This is a genomic window from Proteus terrae subsp. cibarius (assembly GCF_011045835.1).
Classification (GTDB): Bacteria; Pseudomonadota; Gammaproteobacteria; order Enterobacterales; family Enterobacteriaceae; genus Proteus; species Proteus cibarius.
Window position 1 is genome coordinate 101380 of record NZ_CP047349.1, and the last position, 17775, is coordinate 119154.

At 38.6% G+C, this 17775-nt stretch carries 15 protein-coding genes and 1 riboswitch; of the genes, 9 read left to right on the forward strand and 6 right to left on the reverse strand.

From position 1 onward, the window contains the following. Positions 1-602 precede the first annotated feature (602 nt). The gene (locus GTH25_RS00470) at positions 603-1616 is read left to right on the forward strand and encodes a LysR substrate-binding domain-containing protein (RefSeq protein WP_164530263.1); all 1014 of its coding nucleotides are present in this window, start codon (positions 603-605) and stop codon (positions 1614-1616) included. Between the two features lie 64 nt (positions 1617-1680). Here the strand turns inward: GTH25_RS00470 and GTH25_RS00475 are convergent, their stop codons facing one another. From GTH25_RS00475 to GTH25_RS00485, 3 genes are read right to left on the reverse strand one after another with little or no spacing between them, the layout of a single operon-like run. Further along, positions 1681-2859 carry a M20 metallopeptidase family protein gene (locus GTH25_RS00475; RefSeq protein WP_075672980.1) on the reverse strand — a complete coding sequence of 393 codons (1179 nt, stop codon included), beginning with the start codon at positions 2857-2859 and terminating at the stop codon, positions 1681-1683. Then, positions 2859-3308, reverse strand: a complete 450-nt coding sequence (locus tag GTH25_RS00480; protein ID WP_075672979.1) for a hypothetical protein — start codon at positions 3306-3308, stop codon at positions 2859-2861. The genes GTH25_RS00475 and GTH25_RS00480 overlap by 1 nt, the downstream gene beginning before the upstream one ends. Further along, positions 3305-4126 carry a DUF3100 domain-containing protein gene (locus GTH25_RS00485; protein ID WP_023583450.1) on the reverse strand — a complete coding sequence of 274 codons (822 nt, stop codon included), beginning with the start codon at positions 4124-4126 and terminating at the stop codon, positions 3305-3307. The genes GTH25_RS00480 and GTH25_RS00485 overlap by 4 nt, the downstream gene beginning before the upstream one ends. A gap of 568 nt (positions 4127-4694) precedes the next feature. Between GTH25_RS00485 and poxB the strand changes: the two genes are divergently transcribed. Next, positions 4695-6419, forward strand: coding sequence for a ubiquinone-dependent pyruvate dehydrogenase (poxB, locus tag GTH25_RS00490; protein ID WP_075672978.1), 1725 nt, complete (start codon positions 4695-4697; stop codon positions 6417-6419). Positions 6420-6513: 94 nt separating this feature from the next. Here the strand turns inward: poxB and argE are convergent, their stop codons facing one another. Next, positions 6514-7677, reverse strand: a complete 1164-nt coding sequence (gene argE, locus GTH25_RS00495; protein WP_075672977.1) for an acetylornithine deacetylase — start codon at positions 7675-7677, stop codon at positions 6514-6516. A gap of 100 nt (positions 7678-7777) precedes the next feature. On the opposite strand from argE, the gene argC reads away from it, so the two are divergent. The 5 genes from argC (at position 7778) to oxyR (ending at position 13498) form a co-directional block, all read left to right on the forward strand. Then, entirely contained in the window at positions 7778-8782 is a 1005-nt protein-coding gene (gene argC / locus GTH25_RS00500; RefSeq protein WP_075672976.1) for an N-acetyl-gamma-glutamyl-phosphate reductase, read from the forward strand. A 20-nt stretch (positions 8783-8802) separates the two neighbouring features. Next, complete coding sequence (argB, locus tag GTH25_RS00505) at positions 8803-9576, forward strand: acetylglutamate kinase (RefSeq protein WP_088494073.1); 774 nt, start codon at positions 8803-8805, stop codon at positions 9574-9576. A 75-nt stretch (positions 9577-9651) separates the two neighbouring features. After that, entirely contained in the window at positions 9652-10860 is a 1209-nt protein-coding gene (locus tag GTH25_RS00510; protein WP_075672974.1) for an argininosuccinate synthase, read from the forward strand. 77 nt (positions 10861-10937) lie between these two features. Then, positions 10938-12320, forward strand: coding sequence for an argininosuccinate lyase (argH, locus tag GTH25_RS00515; protein ID WP_156732975.1), 1383 nt, complete (start codon positions 10938-10940; stop codon positions 12318-12320). 260 nt (positions 12321-12580) lie between these two features. After that, the gene (gene oxyR / locus GTH25_RS00520; protein ID WP_075672972.1) at positions 12581-13498 is read left to right on the forward strand and encodes a DNA-binding transcriptional regulator OxyR; all 918 of its coding nucleotides are present in this window, start codon (positions 12581-12583) and stop codon (positions 13496-13498) included. Here oxyR and sthA read toward each other — a convergent pair. Continuing rightward, on the reverse strand, positions 13490-14887 hold the full coding sequence (gene sthA, locus GTH25_RS00525) for a Si-specific NAD(P)(+) transhydrogenase (RefSeq protein ID WP_069366816.1): 1398 nt from the start codon (positions 14885-14887) through the stop codon (positions 13490-13492). The genes oxyR and sthA overlap by 9 nt on opposite strands. Positions 14888-15086: 199 nt before the next feature. On the opposite strand from sthA, the gene fabR reads away from it, so the two are divergent. Both fabR and GTH25_RS00535 read left to right on the forward strand, forming a co-directional pair. After that, positions 15087-15773, forward strand: coding sequence for an HTH-type transcriptional repressor FabR (gene fabR / locus GTH25_RS00530; RefSeq protein WP_069366914.1), 687 nt, complete (start codon positions 15087-15089; stop codon positions 15771-15773). Further along, positions 15773-16174 carry a YijD family membrane protein gene (locus tag GTH25_RS00535; protein WP_075672971.1) on the forward strand — a complete coding sequence of 134 codons (402 nt, stop codon included), beginning with the start codon at positions 15773-15775 and terminating at the stop codon, positions 16172-16174. The genes fabR and GTH25_RS00535 overlap by 1 nt, the downstream gene beginning before the upstream one ends. Before the next feature lie 123 nt (positions 16175-16297). On the opposite strand, the gene trmA is transcribed toward GTH25_RS00535, so the two are convergent. Continuing rightward, on the reverse strand, positions 16298-17395 hold the full coding sequence (gene trmA, locus GTH25_RS00540) for a tRNA (uridine(54)-C5)-methyltransferase TrmA (protein ID WP_075672970.1): 1098 nt from the start codon (positions 17393-17395) through the stop codon (positions 16298-16300). A 112-nt stretch (positions 17396-17507) separates the two neighbouring features. After that, positions 17508-17714: riboswitch (cobalamin riboswitch) on the forward strand. Positions 17715-17775: the final 61 nt, after the last annotated feature.

A 17775-nucleotide genomic window follows, 5' to 3' on the forward strand; every position in this document is an offset into this window, starting at 1 on the left:
AAAAAACAGCTTACTTCTACCAAAATTAAATAGTGATATTAAGCTAATAGATAAGAGAATATTTATTAAGTATAGATGAGATTGAATAAGATATTAGGATGTTTTCTTCGTTGTTTTGATATAACAAAACATAGCCTCTAAGTATTAAAACGTGATCAATATCATAACGTAATTCTGTATTTCTGTAAAATTTATGGTGTTAGTGATTGTAAATTTGGCTTAAGTAAACTAAAAGTGTTTGCAATAAAACAATAAGAGAAAAATTAAAATTTTATTTTAATAACAAGGTATTAGATTGGTTTGTTGTTTTTTGATTCAGGCTAACGCAACTGTATGAGTATTATGCATAATACAAAGGTTGATCGGTAAGTAGAAAATAATAACACCTTATTTTGCTTTATTATTCTTTCGAATAGTTAAAGTGAAAGTGTGGATAATAGAATAGATCTCGCTATTCTTATTATAAAGCTAAATCAAGATAGTATGATGAGATATCACGACAGAGATATTAAAGATAGTTTATCCATTACTCATAGTTAGAATAAAAATTAATAAAATTAATAATTAACCGCGCATTTGTGCAGATTAACCCAGGTACCTCTATGAACATTAATCAACTGAAAAGCTTTGTTGAAGTCGTAAAAAATAATTTCAACATTACTAATGCGGCTGAAAAACTCTATACCTCACAACCGACAATCAGTAAGCAACTAAAAATATTAGAAGATGAATTAAATGTGTCACTGTTTGTGCGTAAAAATAATAACTTATTAGCCTTAAGCCTAATGGGTAAAGAGGTTCATAAAATTGCTTGCGATATTCTTGGGCAGGTTGACCGAATCAAAAGCATTGTGGCTGAAGAAGATCGTAATAAAAAAGTCGATTTACATATTGCAACAACACATACTCAAATACGTTATTCATTACCGAATGTGATTGATCACTTTCGTCGCTATTACCCTAATATTTCTCTACATTTTCATCAGGGGGCACCTGCTCAACTAGCAGAGATGGTTAAAAATGGCGATGTGGATTTTGCTATCGCAACAGAATCTATGCACCTTTATGAAGATCTCATTACACTGCCTTGTTATCGTTGGACTCGCAGTTTATTAGTCCCTTATGACCATCCTCTTGCTTTATTGAAAGACGATGAGCAGGTTACCATCGAGCAAATGGCAGAGTATCCGCTGATTACTTATGTTTTTGGTTTTACAAGGGGATCTAAATTAGACAAGGTATTTTATAAAAATAATCTTAAGCCTAATGTGGCGTTAACAGCGACGGATACGGAGATTATTAAATACTATGTTAAGCGCCATTTAGGCATCGGTGTTATTGCGGCAGCCTCTTATGATGAGACAGAAGATGGTGGTGCATTAAAATGTATTAATATCGATCATTTAGTGCAACCGAGTTATACCCATATCTGTGTTAGTAAACACACCCATATGAAAGATTATATGCATGAGTTTATTTCTCTCTATGCGCCACATATTGATAGAAATATTATTCAGATGCCTGAGCAATGGGAAACCCAATGGCACAGTAAAGAGGTATACCAAGGATTACCTGATTTACGCTCAGTGAATGTGAATAATAGTGTTGTAGAATAGATATCAAAATAAAAAAACCCGTTGTTGCGGGGGCAATAACGGGCTTAGGGCAGAATAATCGAGATTAGCGAGTCAGAATATTAACAAAAATCTGAGCACCGACTAATAAACAATCATCATCGACAAAATAAGGATTTGCGTGAAGGTAATTATTAATACCCTTCGCTTGATTACCACTTCCTAAGAAGAACATTGCACCGACTTTGCCTTTTGTGGCGTTAACCATATAGCTAAAGTCTTCACTACCTGTCATTGGCTTACCGTTCGATTCAATATTTTCTTCTGGTAAGAATTTACGCATCGCATCTAATAAACGCTGATGTGCAGTTGGGTGATTCACAACAGCAGGGTATCCGCTATAGCTTAATGTTGTTTTAAATCCGCCAGCTGTACTGCGTGCAACGATTTCATCAAAACTTGCTTTCAGCACTTGGTCGGTATTTTCATCCATAGAACGGATAGTACCGCGAGCTTGTACGTGATCAGCTAATGCATTAGGGATTGTTCCCCCATTGATCATGCCACAACCAAAGACAGCAGGGCTAAATGGATCTGTTTTCTTCGCAACAACGTAATCCATGTAATCAATTAAGCGTGTTGCTTCACGAATAGCATCTAAACCTTTGTGTGGTGTTGAACCATGAGCAGAAACACCATAAACATCTAATGTCCATGCTGAGCCATAAGATGACATCACACCATCATTAAAGCGAACACAACCTGTTTCAATCGCTGCATCATTATGAAGTGCGTAAGTTTCATCAACGCCCTCCATGCAGCCGAGTTCAACCATTTTTTCAGCGCCAGGTACACGCATATCTTCTTCAGCCATTTGGAAAATAAAGCGAACGTTCGAGCTCATCTCTTCTCTATTTTCGGCAAGATATTTAGCACTGGTTAATGCCATAGTCATATGAGTATCGTGACCACAGTTGTGTGCACAACCTTGGTGAACTGAACTATGTTCATTATTCGTTAAGTCTGGCATTTCTAATCCGTCCATATCAGCACGGATAGCAATTAATGGAAATTCAGAATTAACAATTAAGTCTGCTGTGAAGCCAGTATATCCATCAAAAGTTTTAATTTGATAACCAAAACTTTCCATTAATTCACGACAGTATTTAGATGTTTTATATTCTTCACCTGATAGCTCAGGTATTTTGTGTAAGTCTTGTCGTGTTTTTTTACTAAAGTCATTTAATTGAAAGAGTTTTTCACTGACATTGTAAATATTATTCATTAGATAACTCCCTGCATAGTAAATCCAATTTGCGCGACGATTGATGCTCCAAAGAAACAACAAGTTGAAACAATCATGAAAATAAGAATAACTTTCCATGACATTTTCTTAAGTTCTTCTAATTGACCACCAACAGATAAACCAGCAAATGCTAATAAAGGGACACAACAAGATAAGAAAGAAACTTTACCAATAGAACTAATAAAGAAATCTCTTACCGGAGTTTCGGGTAAACAAATAAGTATCCCGATAATTGTTGCGTAAGCAAATGTTGGTAAAGATGAAGGTAAATAATGTTTTGCAACGAGTGAAATAAATACCACTAATGACATAGCAATAAAGCTATCCCACATTGCATAAAGAGCGATCCCTGATGTTAACGTCTGAGTAAACATTGCCAGTAAAATAGCAACGAATACAAATTTCATATCAATAATTATATTTTTCATGCAGTTTTGCCTCTGGTGAAAATTTTATAAATTTTTTCTGAAAGAGGTAAACCTAAATAGGTTAATGACAGTGCGCCTAGTGCTGAAGATAATAAGTTAGATGCAGCGGCAACACTCAATACTTGCTGTGCTAATGCTTCATCAAGACCATTAATTAATGCGCCTGATGCAGCACTTAACATTGAACCTGAACCCACGCCAGAGCCTGCTGCAAGCGCAAGTGGATGCAATCCTGTTAATGGAGCAATACTGCCTAATACGCTAAACCATAAAGTACCGATAACAGAACCACATAAATAAATGGCTAATACACCAATATATTCCTGAGAGCCTGTACCAAACTTACCTTGAATAACAGCAATAGAAGGTTCACGGCTAATAGATGAACAAGCACCAATTGCACGACGACCAAATCCAAATTTAATGGCTAATGGAACTGCAATTAATACTGGTAATAAGTTTCCGAGTTCCTGAACAAATAAAGGAATACCGACACTTAAAATCATTTTAATATTAGGAACAATCATTCCTGCATATTGTGTACCTAAAATAAGCAGGCTGAAACCTACCATTTTACCGCAGAAGCCTTCTTCTTTTTCTGTGAATAATTTACCCCATACTTTAATTTTTTTACGGGTAAATCCAGCAGATATACACATACCAATAATTACAGCAAATAGCATTGGTAAAATAGGTATTACCGCAATGCCAATCTTAATTTCTTTTTTACCAATGACATATTGTGAAATAAAAATTAAGAAAAGGACTGCCAGAATACTAATAAAGAAAACCTTTATCGGACTTCTACTTTTGTCCATCCGTTAATCTCCGTTGAAAAATAATCAGGCTTTATTCTAGAGGACAAAAAGCAAAAGGTAGCGTGACCAATGTCATGTTTATTTCATACCTCTTTTTCATGGGGCATGAAATAATACAATGGTGATAAATTTATTAACAAATAGAAGAAAGTTAAATTTTTTAATAAAGACAGTGGGTAAGGCTGAAATGAGTCAGCTTAATTGTTAATAAAGATGTGAAGAGAAAAATAATAATTAAAAATTATTTTAATTATTAAAATAATCCTATAAATAAACTTTGTCTACCACTTAGTAAATAATAATACGTTATTAATGAGATATATTCTTATTTGGTGCGGTTATTATAAGTTTAATGAATGTATTTGGAAGTGATATTTTATTTTTACATTTTTATCAGTGCTTACTTTATCACGACAGTGACATTATAGTGATTGGTGTTATTCTTTATATTTGAGTTAGTGAGATGATTTTCTCTGCAAGCTGGTGAGGAAAAGAAACAGAATATGGGAAGGAGATAAGTGTAGCTTGCAGAGGTGCAATTTACCCAAAACTGAGGAAAAATATCACCATGAGTAAGCAAACCGTTGCAACTTATATTGCTAAAGTACTCCATAATGCAGGTGTAAAACGTATTTGGGGCGTAACAGGCGATTCTCTCAATGGATTAAGTGATAGCTTGCGAAAGATGGGAACAATTGAGTGGATGGGAACCCGCCATGAAGAAGTCGCGGCATTTGCCGCAGGGGCAGAAGCAGCAGTTAATGGCCAATTAGCGGTTTGCGCTGGCTCTTGTGGACCGGGAAATTTACATCTTATCAATGGGCTTTTTGATTGCCATCGTAATCATGTTCCTGTGTTAGCCATTGCTGCGCATATTCCTTCTGCTGAAATTGGTAGCAATTACTTTCAAGAAACACATCCTCAAGAACTTTTTCGCGAATGTAGTCATTACTGTGAGTTAGTCTCAAATCCAGAGCAGATCCCTCAAGTGCTAGCCATTGCGATGCGAACCGCTATTTTGAAAAAAGGGGTTGCAGTTGTTGTATTGCCGGGGGATGTTGCACTAAAACCAGCCCCAGAAGATGCGCATGAAAATTGGTATCCGTTACAATTTCCACTCATCATGCCTAATCGTTTCGAAATTGAAAAACTATCCGATGCACTGAATAATGCAAAAAATATCACCTTAATGTGCGGTGCAGGATGTGCTCAAGCTCACGATGAAGTGATTAAGCTGGCTCAAACCTTAAAAGCCCCTGTTGTACACGCATTGCGGGGGAAAGAGTACATTGAGTGGAAAAATCCCTATAGTGTAGGAATGACTGGGCTAATTGGTTTTTCATCGGGTTATCATGCGATGGAAAATGCCGACACTTTGGTGTTATTAGGTACGCAGTTCCCTTATCGGGCATTTTATCCATCAAAAGCCAATATTATTCAAATTGATATTAATCCAAGCAGTCTTGGTTCACATTGTCATGTCGATATGGCGATGATTGGCGATATTAAAGCAACACTAAATGCGATACAGCCTCGTTTAAAAGAGAAAACAGATACCACTCACCTTGACGCTTCATTAAAACATTATGCCAAAGCACGGCAAGATCTAGATGCACTTGCACAACCCAGTGAGCGTGAACTTATTCACCCACAATATTTAGCACGTCGATTAAGTGAACTAGCAAATGATGATGCCATTTTTACCTGTGATGTTGGAACACCAACAGTGTGGGCAGCTCGTTATGTTGGAATGAATGGAAAACGTCGTTTACTGGGATCGTTTAATCATGGTTCTATGGCAAATGCGATGGCTCAAGCTATTGGTGTGCAGGCGTTAGATAGAAAACGCCAAGTTGTAGCAATGTGTGGTGATGGCGGATTTACCATGTTAATGGGTGATTTTATCTCATTAGCTCAAATGAATTTACCAGTCAAAGTGATTATTTTTAATAACAGTGTATTAGGTTTTGTCGCGATGGAGATGAAAGCCGGTGGTTATTTAACGGATGGCACGGATTTACATAATCCAGATTTTGCTGCTATTGCCAATGCGTCCGGTATTAAAGGTATTCGAGTAGAAAAAGGTGAAGACTTAGATAATGCACTTAAAGAAGCCTTTGAACATGATGGTCCTGTGATTGTAGATGTAGTCACTGCAAAACAAGAGCTTTCAATGCCTCCTGAAGTGAAGTTTGAACAAGCAAAAGGTTTTAGCCTGTATATGATGAAAGCGATTATTAATGGTAGAGGTGATGAAATTGTTCAACTAGCCAAAACTAATTGGTTACGCTAATCGCCTACCTGCAACTTGAATTATTTAGAGTATAAGTACAAATCGTAAATCAATAGGCCAGACCCTATCAACATAAGCTGATAGGGTTTTTTCATTATTGAGTTTTCTCTGTTAAACAGAAGTTTTCAATTAATTGCCCCATTAATTCACGCGTTGGCTCAATAAATGCCATATCAATAAATTCATCAGGCTGATGTGCTTGTTCAATAGAACCTGGGCCTAAAACTAAGGTAGGGCAGAGATCTTGAATAAACGGCGCTTCAGTACAGTAATTCACTGTTTGCGCTTTCTCACCTAATAGTTTTTCGATCACCGCGACCATTTTGTGATCGGTTGGGCATTCATAACCCGGAATAGGATCGTGTAATGCCTCAACACTTAAACGACCCGGCCAACGTGCTTTGACTGGGGCTAATGTTTCGTGAAGTAAATCATCCAAATCTTGCAACGTTAATCCCGGCAATGGGCGAATATCCATATGCAATTCACAACAAGCACAAATTCTATTTGCTGCATCACCACCATTAATATAGCCAAAGTTCATCGTAGGATAAGGGATAACAAATGCAGGGTTGTTATAGCGAGTTTTTAACGTATCGCGCAGTGTACTAAGGTGAGTAATAGATTCATGCATCAACTCTATCGCATTTACGCCTTTTTCTGGATCACTAGAGTGTCCTGATTGTCCAGTAATACGTATCGCATTTGATAAATGCCCTTTATGTGCACGGATAGGTTTTAGCGATGTGGGTTCGCCAATAATGGCAAAATCAGGACGGATTGCCGTATTAGCAGCAAAATAACGTGCCCCTGCCATAGAGGTTTCTTCATCAGCAGTGGCGAGAATATAAAGAGGGTGAGTTAACGTCTTAGTGTCTACATCTCGCAATGCATCGAGAATAAAGGCAAAAAATCCCTTCATATCAGCAGTGCCTAAGCCATATAACTTATTTTCTTTTTCTGTCAGTGTAAAAGGATCTTGCGTCCAACGACCGTCATCAAACGGTACTGTGTCAGTGTGGCCACAGAGCAATAATCCACCTTTTCCCGTTCCTAATGTTGCTAGAAGGTTAAATTTGCCTCGTGTTTCAGGTACAGGTTGAATTTCAATTGAAAAACCTAATGTTTCCAACCAATTAGCAAGTAAGTTAATCAGTGCTTCATTACTTTGATCGTTTTTAGCGTCTGTAGCACTGATAGAGGGTGTTGCAATTAATTGACGATAAATCTCAATAAATGTAGGTAATTTAATATTCACTGTTGACAGCCTTTCTTCATAATAGTATCAATATTCATGCACTTTTTTTGAATAAAAATACATTAATCGGTTTGTGTTCATAGTACAAGGTAAGAATGACATGTTAAATACTCTGATTGTAGGAGCAAGTGGTTACACTGGCGCTGAATTAGCCGCCTATCTTCAGCAGCATCCTCATGTGAATTTGAGCAGACTGATGGTATCAGCTCAAAGTGCAGATGCAGGAAAGTGCTTTTCTGAACTTCATCCACAATATCGTGGTTTAGTGGATCTGCCACTTGAGCCGATGGTTGATGTTGCTAAAGCTGCTGAAAACATTGATATCGTTTTTCTCGCAACTGCTCATGAAGTCAGCCATGACATTGCCCCAGTCTTTTTAGAGCAAGGTTGTGTGGTATTTGATTTGTCCGGCGCCTATCGAGTACAAAACAAGCATTTTTATCAACAATACTATGGATTCGAGCATAAGAATACTGATTGGTTATCACAGGCCGTTTATGGATTAGCTGAATGGAATGCCGACATTATTAGTCAGGCGCAATTAATTGCTGTGCCGGGTTGTTATCCAACCGTCTCTCAGCTGTCACTAAAACCTTTAGTGGAAGCGGGACTTTTAGATACAGCACAGTGGCCTGTTATTAATGCGACTAGTGGTGTGAGTGGTGCAGGTAGAAAAGCGTCCTTAACCAGCAGTTTTTGTGAAGTGAGTTTGCAACCTTACGGCGTGTTTACTCATCGTCATCAACCTGAAATTGCAACACATCTGGGTATTGATGTGATTTTTACACCTCATTTAGGCAATTTTGCGAGAGGGATCTTAGCCACTATCACCTGTAAGTTAAAAGCAGGCGTGACACAAGAGGATGTAAGACAAGTCTTTGAAGATGCTTATCAAGATAAACCATTAGTACGTGTTTATGAAAAAGGATTGCCTGCATTAAAAGCCGTTGTAGGAACTGCATTTTGTGATATCGGATTTGCTCAGCAAGGTGAACATCTGATTGTGGTAGGTGTTGAAGATAACTTGCTGAAAGGAGCTGCTGCACAAGCAGTGCAATGTATGAACATTCGGTTTGGTTTCGCTGAAACCGAATCACTTATTTAAATAATGAGTAGGGAAGTTTCATGGAACCATTAATTATCAAACTGGGTGGTGTACTCCTTGATAATGAAGAAGCGTTAACGCGGTTTTTCACTGCATTACAACAATATCGCTCAACACATTCTCGTCCTTTAGTCATCGTACATGGTGGTGGCTGTTTGGTGGATGAGTTAATGGGTAAATTGCAATTGCCTGTGGTGAAAAAGCAAGGTCTTCGTGTCACACCTGCAGATCAGATAGACATTATTACAGGGGCGCTTGCCGGAAGTGCCAATAAAACCTTGTTATCGTGGGCAACCAAGTTTGGGCTTAATGGGGTGGGGCTTTCTTTGGGTGATGGACAATTAGCTAAAGTCACTCAAATCAATGAAGAGTTAGGCCATGTAGGAAATGCAACTCCCGGCTCTCCTGATTTACTCAATTTATTATTGGGTGCTGGCTATCTACCTATTATCAGTTCTATCGGGATGACTGAAAAAGGTGAGCTGATGAATGTGAATGCTGATCAAGCGGCAACTGCTATTGCTGAAACATTAGGTGCTGATTTAGTTCTGCTTTCTGATGTTAGTGGCATTTTAGATGGTAAAGGTCAGAAGATTGCTGAGATGTCAGCTGAAAAAGCACAAATGTTAATCGATCAGGGCATTATCACTGACGGCATGATAGTGAAAGTAAATGCGGCATTGGAAGCAGCTAAAACGTTAGGACGACCTGTTGAAATTGCAAGCTGGCGCCATGCTGAAAAACTGACGACATTATTTAATGGTGTTGCAGTAGGAACCCGAATTTTAGCTTAAAAATCACTCTAGAAATCTTATCGCTATTTGGTAGTTGGCAGAATTTAAACAAATTGGGAATTGAAGGTTATCACTATGACTAAAGGTATTAAGAAAATTGTATTGGCATACTCTGGTGGATTAGATACATCTGCAATCATTCCTTGGCTAAAAGAACATTATGATAACTGTGAGGTTGTCGCTTTTGTTGCTGATGTTGGTCAAAGCCGTGATGATTTAGTGGGTGTAGAACAAAAAGCATTAGCTTCAGGTGCTTCAGAGTGTTATGTCGTTGATTTACGCGAAGAGTTTATCAAAGACTATGTTTATCCTGTGTTAAAAACCGGTGCTTTATATGAAGGTAGCTATTTATTAGGTACTTCAATGGCACGTCCTGTTATCGCTAAAGCACAAGTTGAACTCGCATTAAAATTAGGTGCAGATGCTGTTGCTCATGGTGCAACGGGTAAAGGTAACGATCAGGTTCGTTTTGAAAGTACTTATGCGGCACTTGCTCCACAACTAAAAGTGGTTGCTCCTTGGAGAGAGTGGGATTTACGTTCTCGTGAAGCGCTGTTGGATTATCTAAAAGTTCGTAATATCCCAACAACAGCAACTCTTGAGAAAATTTATAGCCGTGATGAAAACGCATGGCATATTTCAACAGAAGGTGGCGTATTAGAGAGCCCATGGAATGCGTCAAATGAAGATTGCTGGGCATGGACCGTTGATCCTAAGAAAGCACCAGAAACGCCAGAATTAGTTACAGTTACAGTTAAAGAAGGTGAAGTTGTTGCAGTAAACGGTAAAACACAATCACCTTTTGAATGTTTAGATACACTAAATACATTAGGTGTTAAACACGGTATCGGACGTATTGATATTGTTGAAAATCGTTTAGTAGGAATGAAATCACGTGGCTGCTACGAAACCCCAGGGGGCACTATCATGATGGCTGCTCTGCGTGGTGTTGAGCAACTTGTTCTTGATAGAGATGCATTTAAATGGCGTCAGCAATTAGGCTTAGAGATGTCTTATGTCGCTTATGATGGACGTTGGTTTACGCCAATTCGTGCTTCACTACAAGCTGCTGCTGAATCACTGGCAAAAGATGTGAATGGCGAAGTGGTTTTAGAGCTCTATAAGGGGCATGTGAATGCTATTCAGAAGAAATCAGACAACAGCCTGTACTCTGAAGAGTTTGCAACCTTTGGTGAAGATGAAGTTTACGATCACAGCCATGCTGAAGGCTTTATCCGTTTATATTCCCTGCCATCACGTATTCGTGCACTGAGCAAGAAATAACGCAAAGCAATAGAGTGGTGCTAACAAGCATCACTCTCACTCTTTTTTATTACACAGAATAAATACAGGAAGCGATTATGGCACTCTGGGGTGGACGTTTTAGTCAGGAAGCTGATCAACGGTTTAAACAATTCAATGATTCACTGCGGTTTGATTTTCGACTGGCACAACAGGATATCTTTGGCTCAGTAGCTTGGTCTAAAGCGTTAGTCACAGTTGGCGTATTGTCGCAAGATGAACAAGCTCAACTTGAGCAAGCGTTAAATGAATTATCAGAAGAAGTCACGGCAAATCCGCAGTCTATCTTGCAAAGTGATGCTGAAGACATTCATAGCTGGGTTGAAAGTAAGCTTATTGCCAAAGTGGGCGATTTAGGTAAAAAATTACACACAGGCCGCAGCCGTAATGATCAGGTCGCAACAGACTTAAAGCTATGGTGTAAAGAAGAAGTCATTCATCTTCGCCAAGCGATTGTTGAGCTACAAAAAGCCTTAGTTATCACCGCAGAACAAAATCAAAATGCCGTGATGCCGGGTTATACCCATCTACAGCGCGCTCAGCCAGTCACTTTTGCACATTGGTGTTTAGCATACAATGAAATGCTAGCCAGAGATGAAAGCCGTTTAGCTGATGCATTAAAACGTTTAGATGTCAGCCCATTAGGTTGTGGCGCTTTAGCCGGAACAGCTTATGATATCGATCGTGAACAATTAGCGGGATGGTTAGGTTTTGCGAGTGCAACCAATAATAGCTTAGATAGCGTATCCGATCGTGATCATGTCTTAGAGATATTATCCTCTGCGGCTATTGGTATGGTGCATTTATCTCGTTTTGCAGAAGATCTTATTTTCTTTAATAGTGGTGAAGCGGGCTTTATTGAATTATCAGACAAAGTGACTTCTGGCTCATCATTAATGCCACAAAAGAAAAACCCAGATGCACTGGAGCTTATCCGTGGGAAATGTGGACGAGTACAAGGCGCATTAACTGGCATGATGATGACCTTAAAAGGTTTACCTCTCGCTTACAATAAAGATATGCAAGAAGATAAAGAAGGCCTATTTGACGCCGTCGATACATGGTCTGATTGCTTGCATATGGCAACATTAGTTCTTGATGGCATTCAAATCCGTCGCCCCCGCTGTGAAGAAGCCGCTAAACAAGGTTATGCTAACGCCACTGAATTGGCGGATTATCTTGTTGCTAAAGGTGTACCATTCCGTGAAGCTCACCATATTGTGGGTGAAGTGGTTGTTTGCGCCATTGAGCAAGGTAAAGCGATTGAAGAACTCCCTCTTTCTGAATTACAGATGTTTAACAGTAAAATCATGATTGATGTGTACGATATTTTATCGCTTCAATCTTGCTTAGATAAACGTCTTGCAAAAGGTGGTGTTTCTCAAAAACAGGTTGCTTATGCGATAGCAAAAGCCAAAGAAGTTTTAGATATGAATAAGTAAGAAAAGAGTTTATCTGAGACAACTTATTGTTATTCAAAAAGAACAGAGTGAATATCACTCTGTTCTTTTATTTTAAATTGCCGATAATATCTATATTCATCTTGAATTCTTTAGAGTATGAAGTAATTAGTTTTGTTTGAGTTGTTTATTCAAAAAATTTTGAAAAAGAGAGACAGAATAACATTCGACTGATAGAAAAATTTATCAGTTACTATATTATCTATAGACATTAACTATCAGCAATAAATATGGGATCTGCAATGAATATCCGTGACTTGGAATATCTGGTGGCTCTAGCTGAGCATAAACATTTTCGCCGTGCGGCAGATTCTTGCCATGTGAGTCAGCCAACATTAAGTGGTCAAATTCGTAAACTTGAAGATGAACTTGGTGTGATGTTGCTTGAAAGAACTAGCCGTAAGGTTCTGTTTACTCAACAAGGTTTGTTGCTGGTGGATCAAGCGAAAACCGTTTTACGTGAAGTCAAAGTTCTACAAGAAATGGCTTCATTACAAGGCGAAAGTATGGCAGGGCCTTTACATATTGGGCTTATTCCTACTGTTGGCCCTTATTTATTGCCTCATATCATTCCTGAATTACATAAAAACTACCCTAAGTTAGAGATGTATCTTCATGAAGCACAAACTCATAGCTTATTAGCTCAGTTAGATAGCGGAAAACTCGATTGTGCAATTTTAGCAATGGTAAAAGAGAGTGCGCCATTTATTGAAGTGCCTCTATTTGAAGAGCCAATGAAGTTAGCGATTTATGAAGGACATCCTTGGCATGAACGCGAGTCTGTGCCGATGGGCGACTTAGCGGGACAGCGTTTATTAATGTTAGAAGATGGGCACTGTTTACGCGATCAAGCGTTAGGTTTTTGCTTTCAAGCGGGTGCAAAAGAAGATACGCATTTTAGAGCAACGAGTTTAGAGACTTTGCGTAATATGGTCGCTGCTGGTAGTGGAATAACGTTATTACCTGATTTATCTGTACCTCAAGAACAAAAACGTGATGGGGTTTGTTATCTAGAATGTACTGATCCCAATCCATCACGTTCTATTATTTTGGTTTACCGTCCCGGATCGCCTTTGCGTAATCGTTATGAACAGTTAGCAGAGACAATCCGTGAACATATGACCGCATTTTATGCAGAAAAACAAAACGCATTAAAATAAGCGATTTAAACCATTAAGTGCAGCAACACGGTAGGCTTCTGCCATTGTTGGATAGTTGAAGGTAGTATTAACGAAATACTCGATAGTATTGCCTTCACCTTTTTGCTCCATAATCGCTTGGCCAATATGAATAATTTCAGCGGCACGCTCACCGAAGCAGTGAATACCTAAAATTTGCTTAGTTTCACGGTGGAAGAGAATTTTCAAACTCCCTACATTCATACCTGCTATTTGCGCTCTTGCCAGATGTTTAAATTGAGAGCGACCTACTTCATAAGGAATTTTCATTGCAGTGAGTTGTTGCTCTGTTTTACCAACAGAACTAATTTCAGGAATGGTGTAGATCCCCGTCGGAATATCTTCAATTAAATGTGTTTCTGATTTTCCGGTTGTGATCGCCAAAGCTGCAATTCGACCTTGATCATAAGCAGCTGAAGCGAGACTTGGGTAACCGATGACATCACCGACTGCATAAATGTGTTCGCAACTGGTTTGGTAATGTGCATTAACAGAAACTTGTCCACGACTATCTGTTTTAATACCCACGTTTTCTAAGCCAAGTGTGTCTGTATTTCCTGTTCGACCATTCGCATAAAGTAGGCAATCTGCTTTGACTTTTTTACCTGATTTTAAGTGAACAATCACACCATCATCGACACCTTCAATACTTTCATATTCTTCATTATGACGAATAACAATGCCGTTATTCCAGAAGTGATAAGAAAGTGCATCAGACATCTCTTGATCAAGGAAAGATAATAGGTGATCACGAGTATTAATTAAGTCTACTTTTACTCTTAATCCTCTAAAAATAGAGGCATATTCACAACCAATGACACCAGCACCATAGATAATGACATGGTGAGGTTCATGTTCTAAATCGAGAATAGTGTCACTGTTATAAATACGAGAATGAGAAAAATCGACATCTGGCGGGCAATAAGGACGCGAGCCTGTTGCAATAATAAAGTTATCTGCTGAAAGAATATCGCAAGTACCATCAGGATAACGCACGCTGATCCTGTGTTCATCAATAAACGCAGCTTCGCCCGAATACATTGTACAATTATTACGCTCGTAGAAACCTTGACGCATTTTAGTCTGCTGACTAATTACGGTACTTGCTTGGCGAAGTATTTGAGAGAAAGAGGAGTTAATCAGACGAGATTGGTCACTGTAAAGCGGGTTTTGATTAAATTCGATAATACGACTTACCGCGTGACGTAGGGCTTTTGAAGGAATAGTTCCCCAGTGAGTACAGCCACCACCGACTTTGTTATAACGTTCTATAACTGCGACGCGCTTTCCTTGTTTAACAAGCCCCATGGCCGCGCCTTCACCACCAGGACCTGAACCGATCACAATTGCATCGAAATGAGAATGTTGCATAGGAAGAGACCTGTTTTATACAAACCGACAACGCTATATTAACATTAGAATGAATAATAGCCCAATTGACATTAAGGGCATTAGTCACACTTTGTTGAGTTTTTATGAGAATGTGTCTTGAGAGATGATTGTACGCACTGCTTTTTTAACAAAGTTTGATATATTGAGTATAAACCAAATTAGGATTATCAGGATTTCTGTGAGTAATAATATTGGCATCAGAGCTAAACAAAAAGAAAAAACCCGCCGCTCTTTAATTGAAGCTGCTTTTAGCCAACTCAGTGCCGAGCGTAGCTTTACAAGCCTAAGTTTACGAGAAGTGGCTAGAGAAGCAGGTATTGCACCTACCTCATTTTATCGCCATTTTAAAGATGTTGATGAACTAGGGCTCACGATGGTTGATGAAAGTGGATTGATGCTACGTCAATTAATGCGCCAAGCACGTCAACGTATTGCTAAAGGTGGTAGTGTTATTAGAACATCTGTAGCTACTTTTATGGAATTCATTGGCAATAATCCTAATGCGTTTAGATTATTATTACGTGAGCGTTCAGGGACTTCGGCGGAATTTCGTGCCGCGGTCGCACGAGAGATCCAACATTTTATTGCAGAACTGGCAGACTACCTTGAGCAAGAAAGCCATATGCCACGTTATTTTACAGAAATGCAATCTGAAGCAATGGTCACTATTGTATTTAGTGCAGGCGCAGAAGCACTGGATATCGATATTGAAAAGCGTCAACAATTAGAAGAAAGATTAGTTATACAACTGCGAATGATTGCTAAAGGTGCCTATTATTGGTATCGACGTGAGCAAGAAACGCAAATACCTCTACAAGATAACCCAGAGATAAAGAAAAAAACGCATCAGAAAGGAGACAAATGATGGAACAAAATCGCTGTGAAAAAAGCACGCTATTACTTGCCACAGTCATTGGTGTCGCTTTACATGGTACTTATTCGAGTTTTTTTAATCCATTTATTGAGACGTGGTCGGTTTTCCCACTTATCAGTTTAATCTTGGCAGTTTACTGTTTATATCAGCGCTATTTAAATCAACCTATGACCGATGGTATGCCTAAGCTGATTTTTTCATTCTTTTTATTAGGTTTGTTCGGTTATAACGCTTACACCAGAACAGTTAACCCTGAATGGGGTTCAAATTTCTTCTCTTCAGTGTGTATCGTTATCGTTGCGTTGTGGATTTATCGTCAGTTCAAACAGCGTCAACGCCTACGTATACAGGCAGAAGAAGCTGAAAGAGCATCACAAGCAGAACAGTACTAGTCTGTACTTATCTCTTTGTTGTAAACACAGCGAAATTTTGACACCAGCAAGTTATCTTGCTGGTGTTTTTGTTTTTATTTGTGCTATTGCGGGTTTTTTATCGATAACAAGTGAAATAAGTAGTTATCTTTTTTCTAATAACACGCCACATTCCATGTGATGGGTATATGGGAACTGATCGAATAAAGCTAATTTACTGATTTTATGTGTTTTAATTAGCGTTTCCAAATTCTGGCACAGTGTTTCTGGGTTACAAGAAATGTATAAAATGCTAGGGTAACTTTTAACCAACTCTACAGTTTTCTCGTCTAAACCACTACGAGGAGGGTCAACAAAAATGGTTTCACACTGGTAATCTTTTAAATCAATCCCTTCTAGGCGTTTAAATTCTCTTACTCCATTCATTGCTTGAGTAAAATCTTCCGCAGACATGCGAATAATCTTCACATTATCAATATGGTTCATTGCAATATTATATTGCGCGGCATAAACAGAAGGCTTGGCAATTTCTGTTGCTAGCACACGATCAAAATTACGCGCGAGCGCTAATGAAAAGTTACCATTACCGCAATACAGCTCAAGCAGATCGCCTTTTGCATTTTCCGTTGCCTGTAATGCCCATTCCAACATCTTAATATTGACCTGTGCATTAGGTTGCGTGAAGCTATTTTCAACTTGGCGATAAATCATCTCTTTGCCAGCAACGGGTAGCACTTCATCAATAAAATCGTTATCGAGCATAATTTTTGTTTTATATGCACGACCGATTAATTGCACATCAAATCCTTGAGCAATTAATGATTGGCGTAATGCCATTGCTTCTTGTTGCCAAGTTTCATCAATTTTCTTGTGATAAAGCAGTGAGACAATAATTTTATTACTCAACGTAGAAAGGTAATCAATCTGAAACAGTTTCTTTCTGAGTGTTGGTTTATCTTTTATTTCTGCCAACAAGGTAACCATCATTTTATTAATAAGCTGGCTGGCAACCGGAAATTGGTCAACACGAATACGCTGCTTAGTCTCTTGGTCAAACATAATATGATAGAGAGAATCTTCTTCATGCCAGATACGGAATTCCGCACGCATACGATAATGCTGTTCTGGGGATGAAAAAACCTCTGCATCAGGCGCATTAAAAGGAGCCATCATTGTTTGTAGGCGTTGTGTTTTTTCATTCAGTTGAGACTGATATGTTTGCGTTGGTAATGAATTCTGCATGGTATCTCGCCTTTTTTTGGCAGTAATAAAGTTAAGCGAGCGAAATTGTAGAGATCCTCATGAAGATGTCCAGTATTCTTCATGTTCAATTTCTGGACTCAGTGGATTTGAAATCGTAGCATAGTTATTCGGTCTCCTATAGGAGTGAAAAGGGAATCTGGTGCAAAGCCAGAACTGACGCGCAGCGGTAATAGGATCAAGGATAATAAAAGACACTACAAAGCACTTTAATAAGTGCGGTGGGAAGTCATTATCTTAAATACACAAAATTGTTTATTTAACCTAGAGTCCGAAGACCTGCCGAAGACCTGTCGCATCTTAAATTAAATACGCGCTTTATTTAATTTTGGCGGCATCCTGCTACTTATTCTGTTGGATGC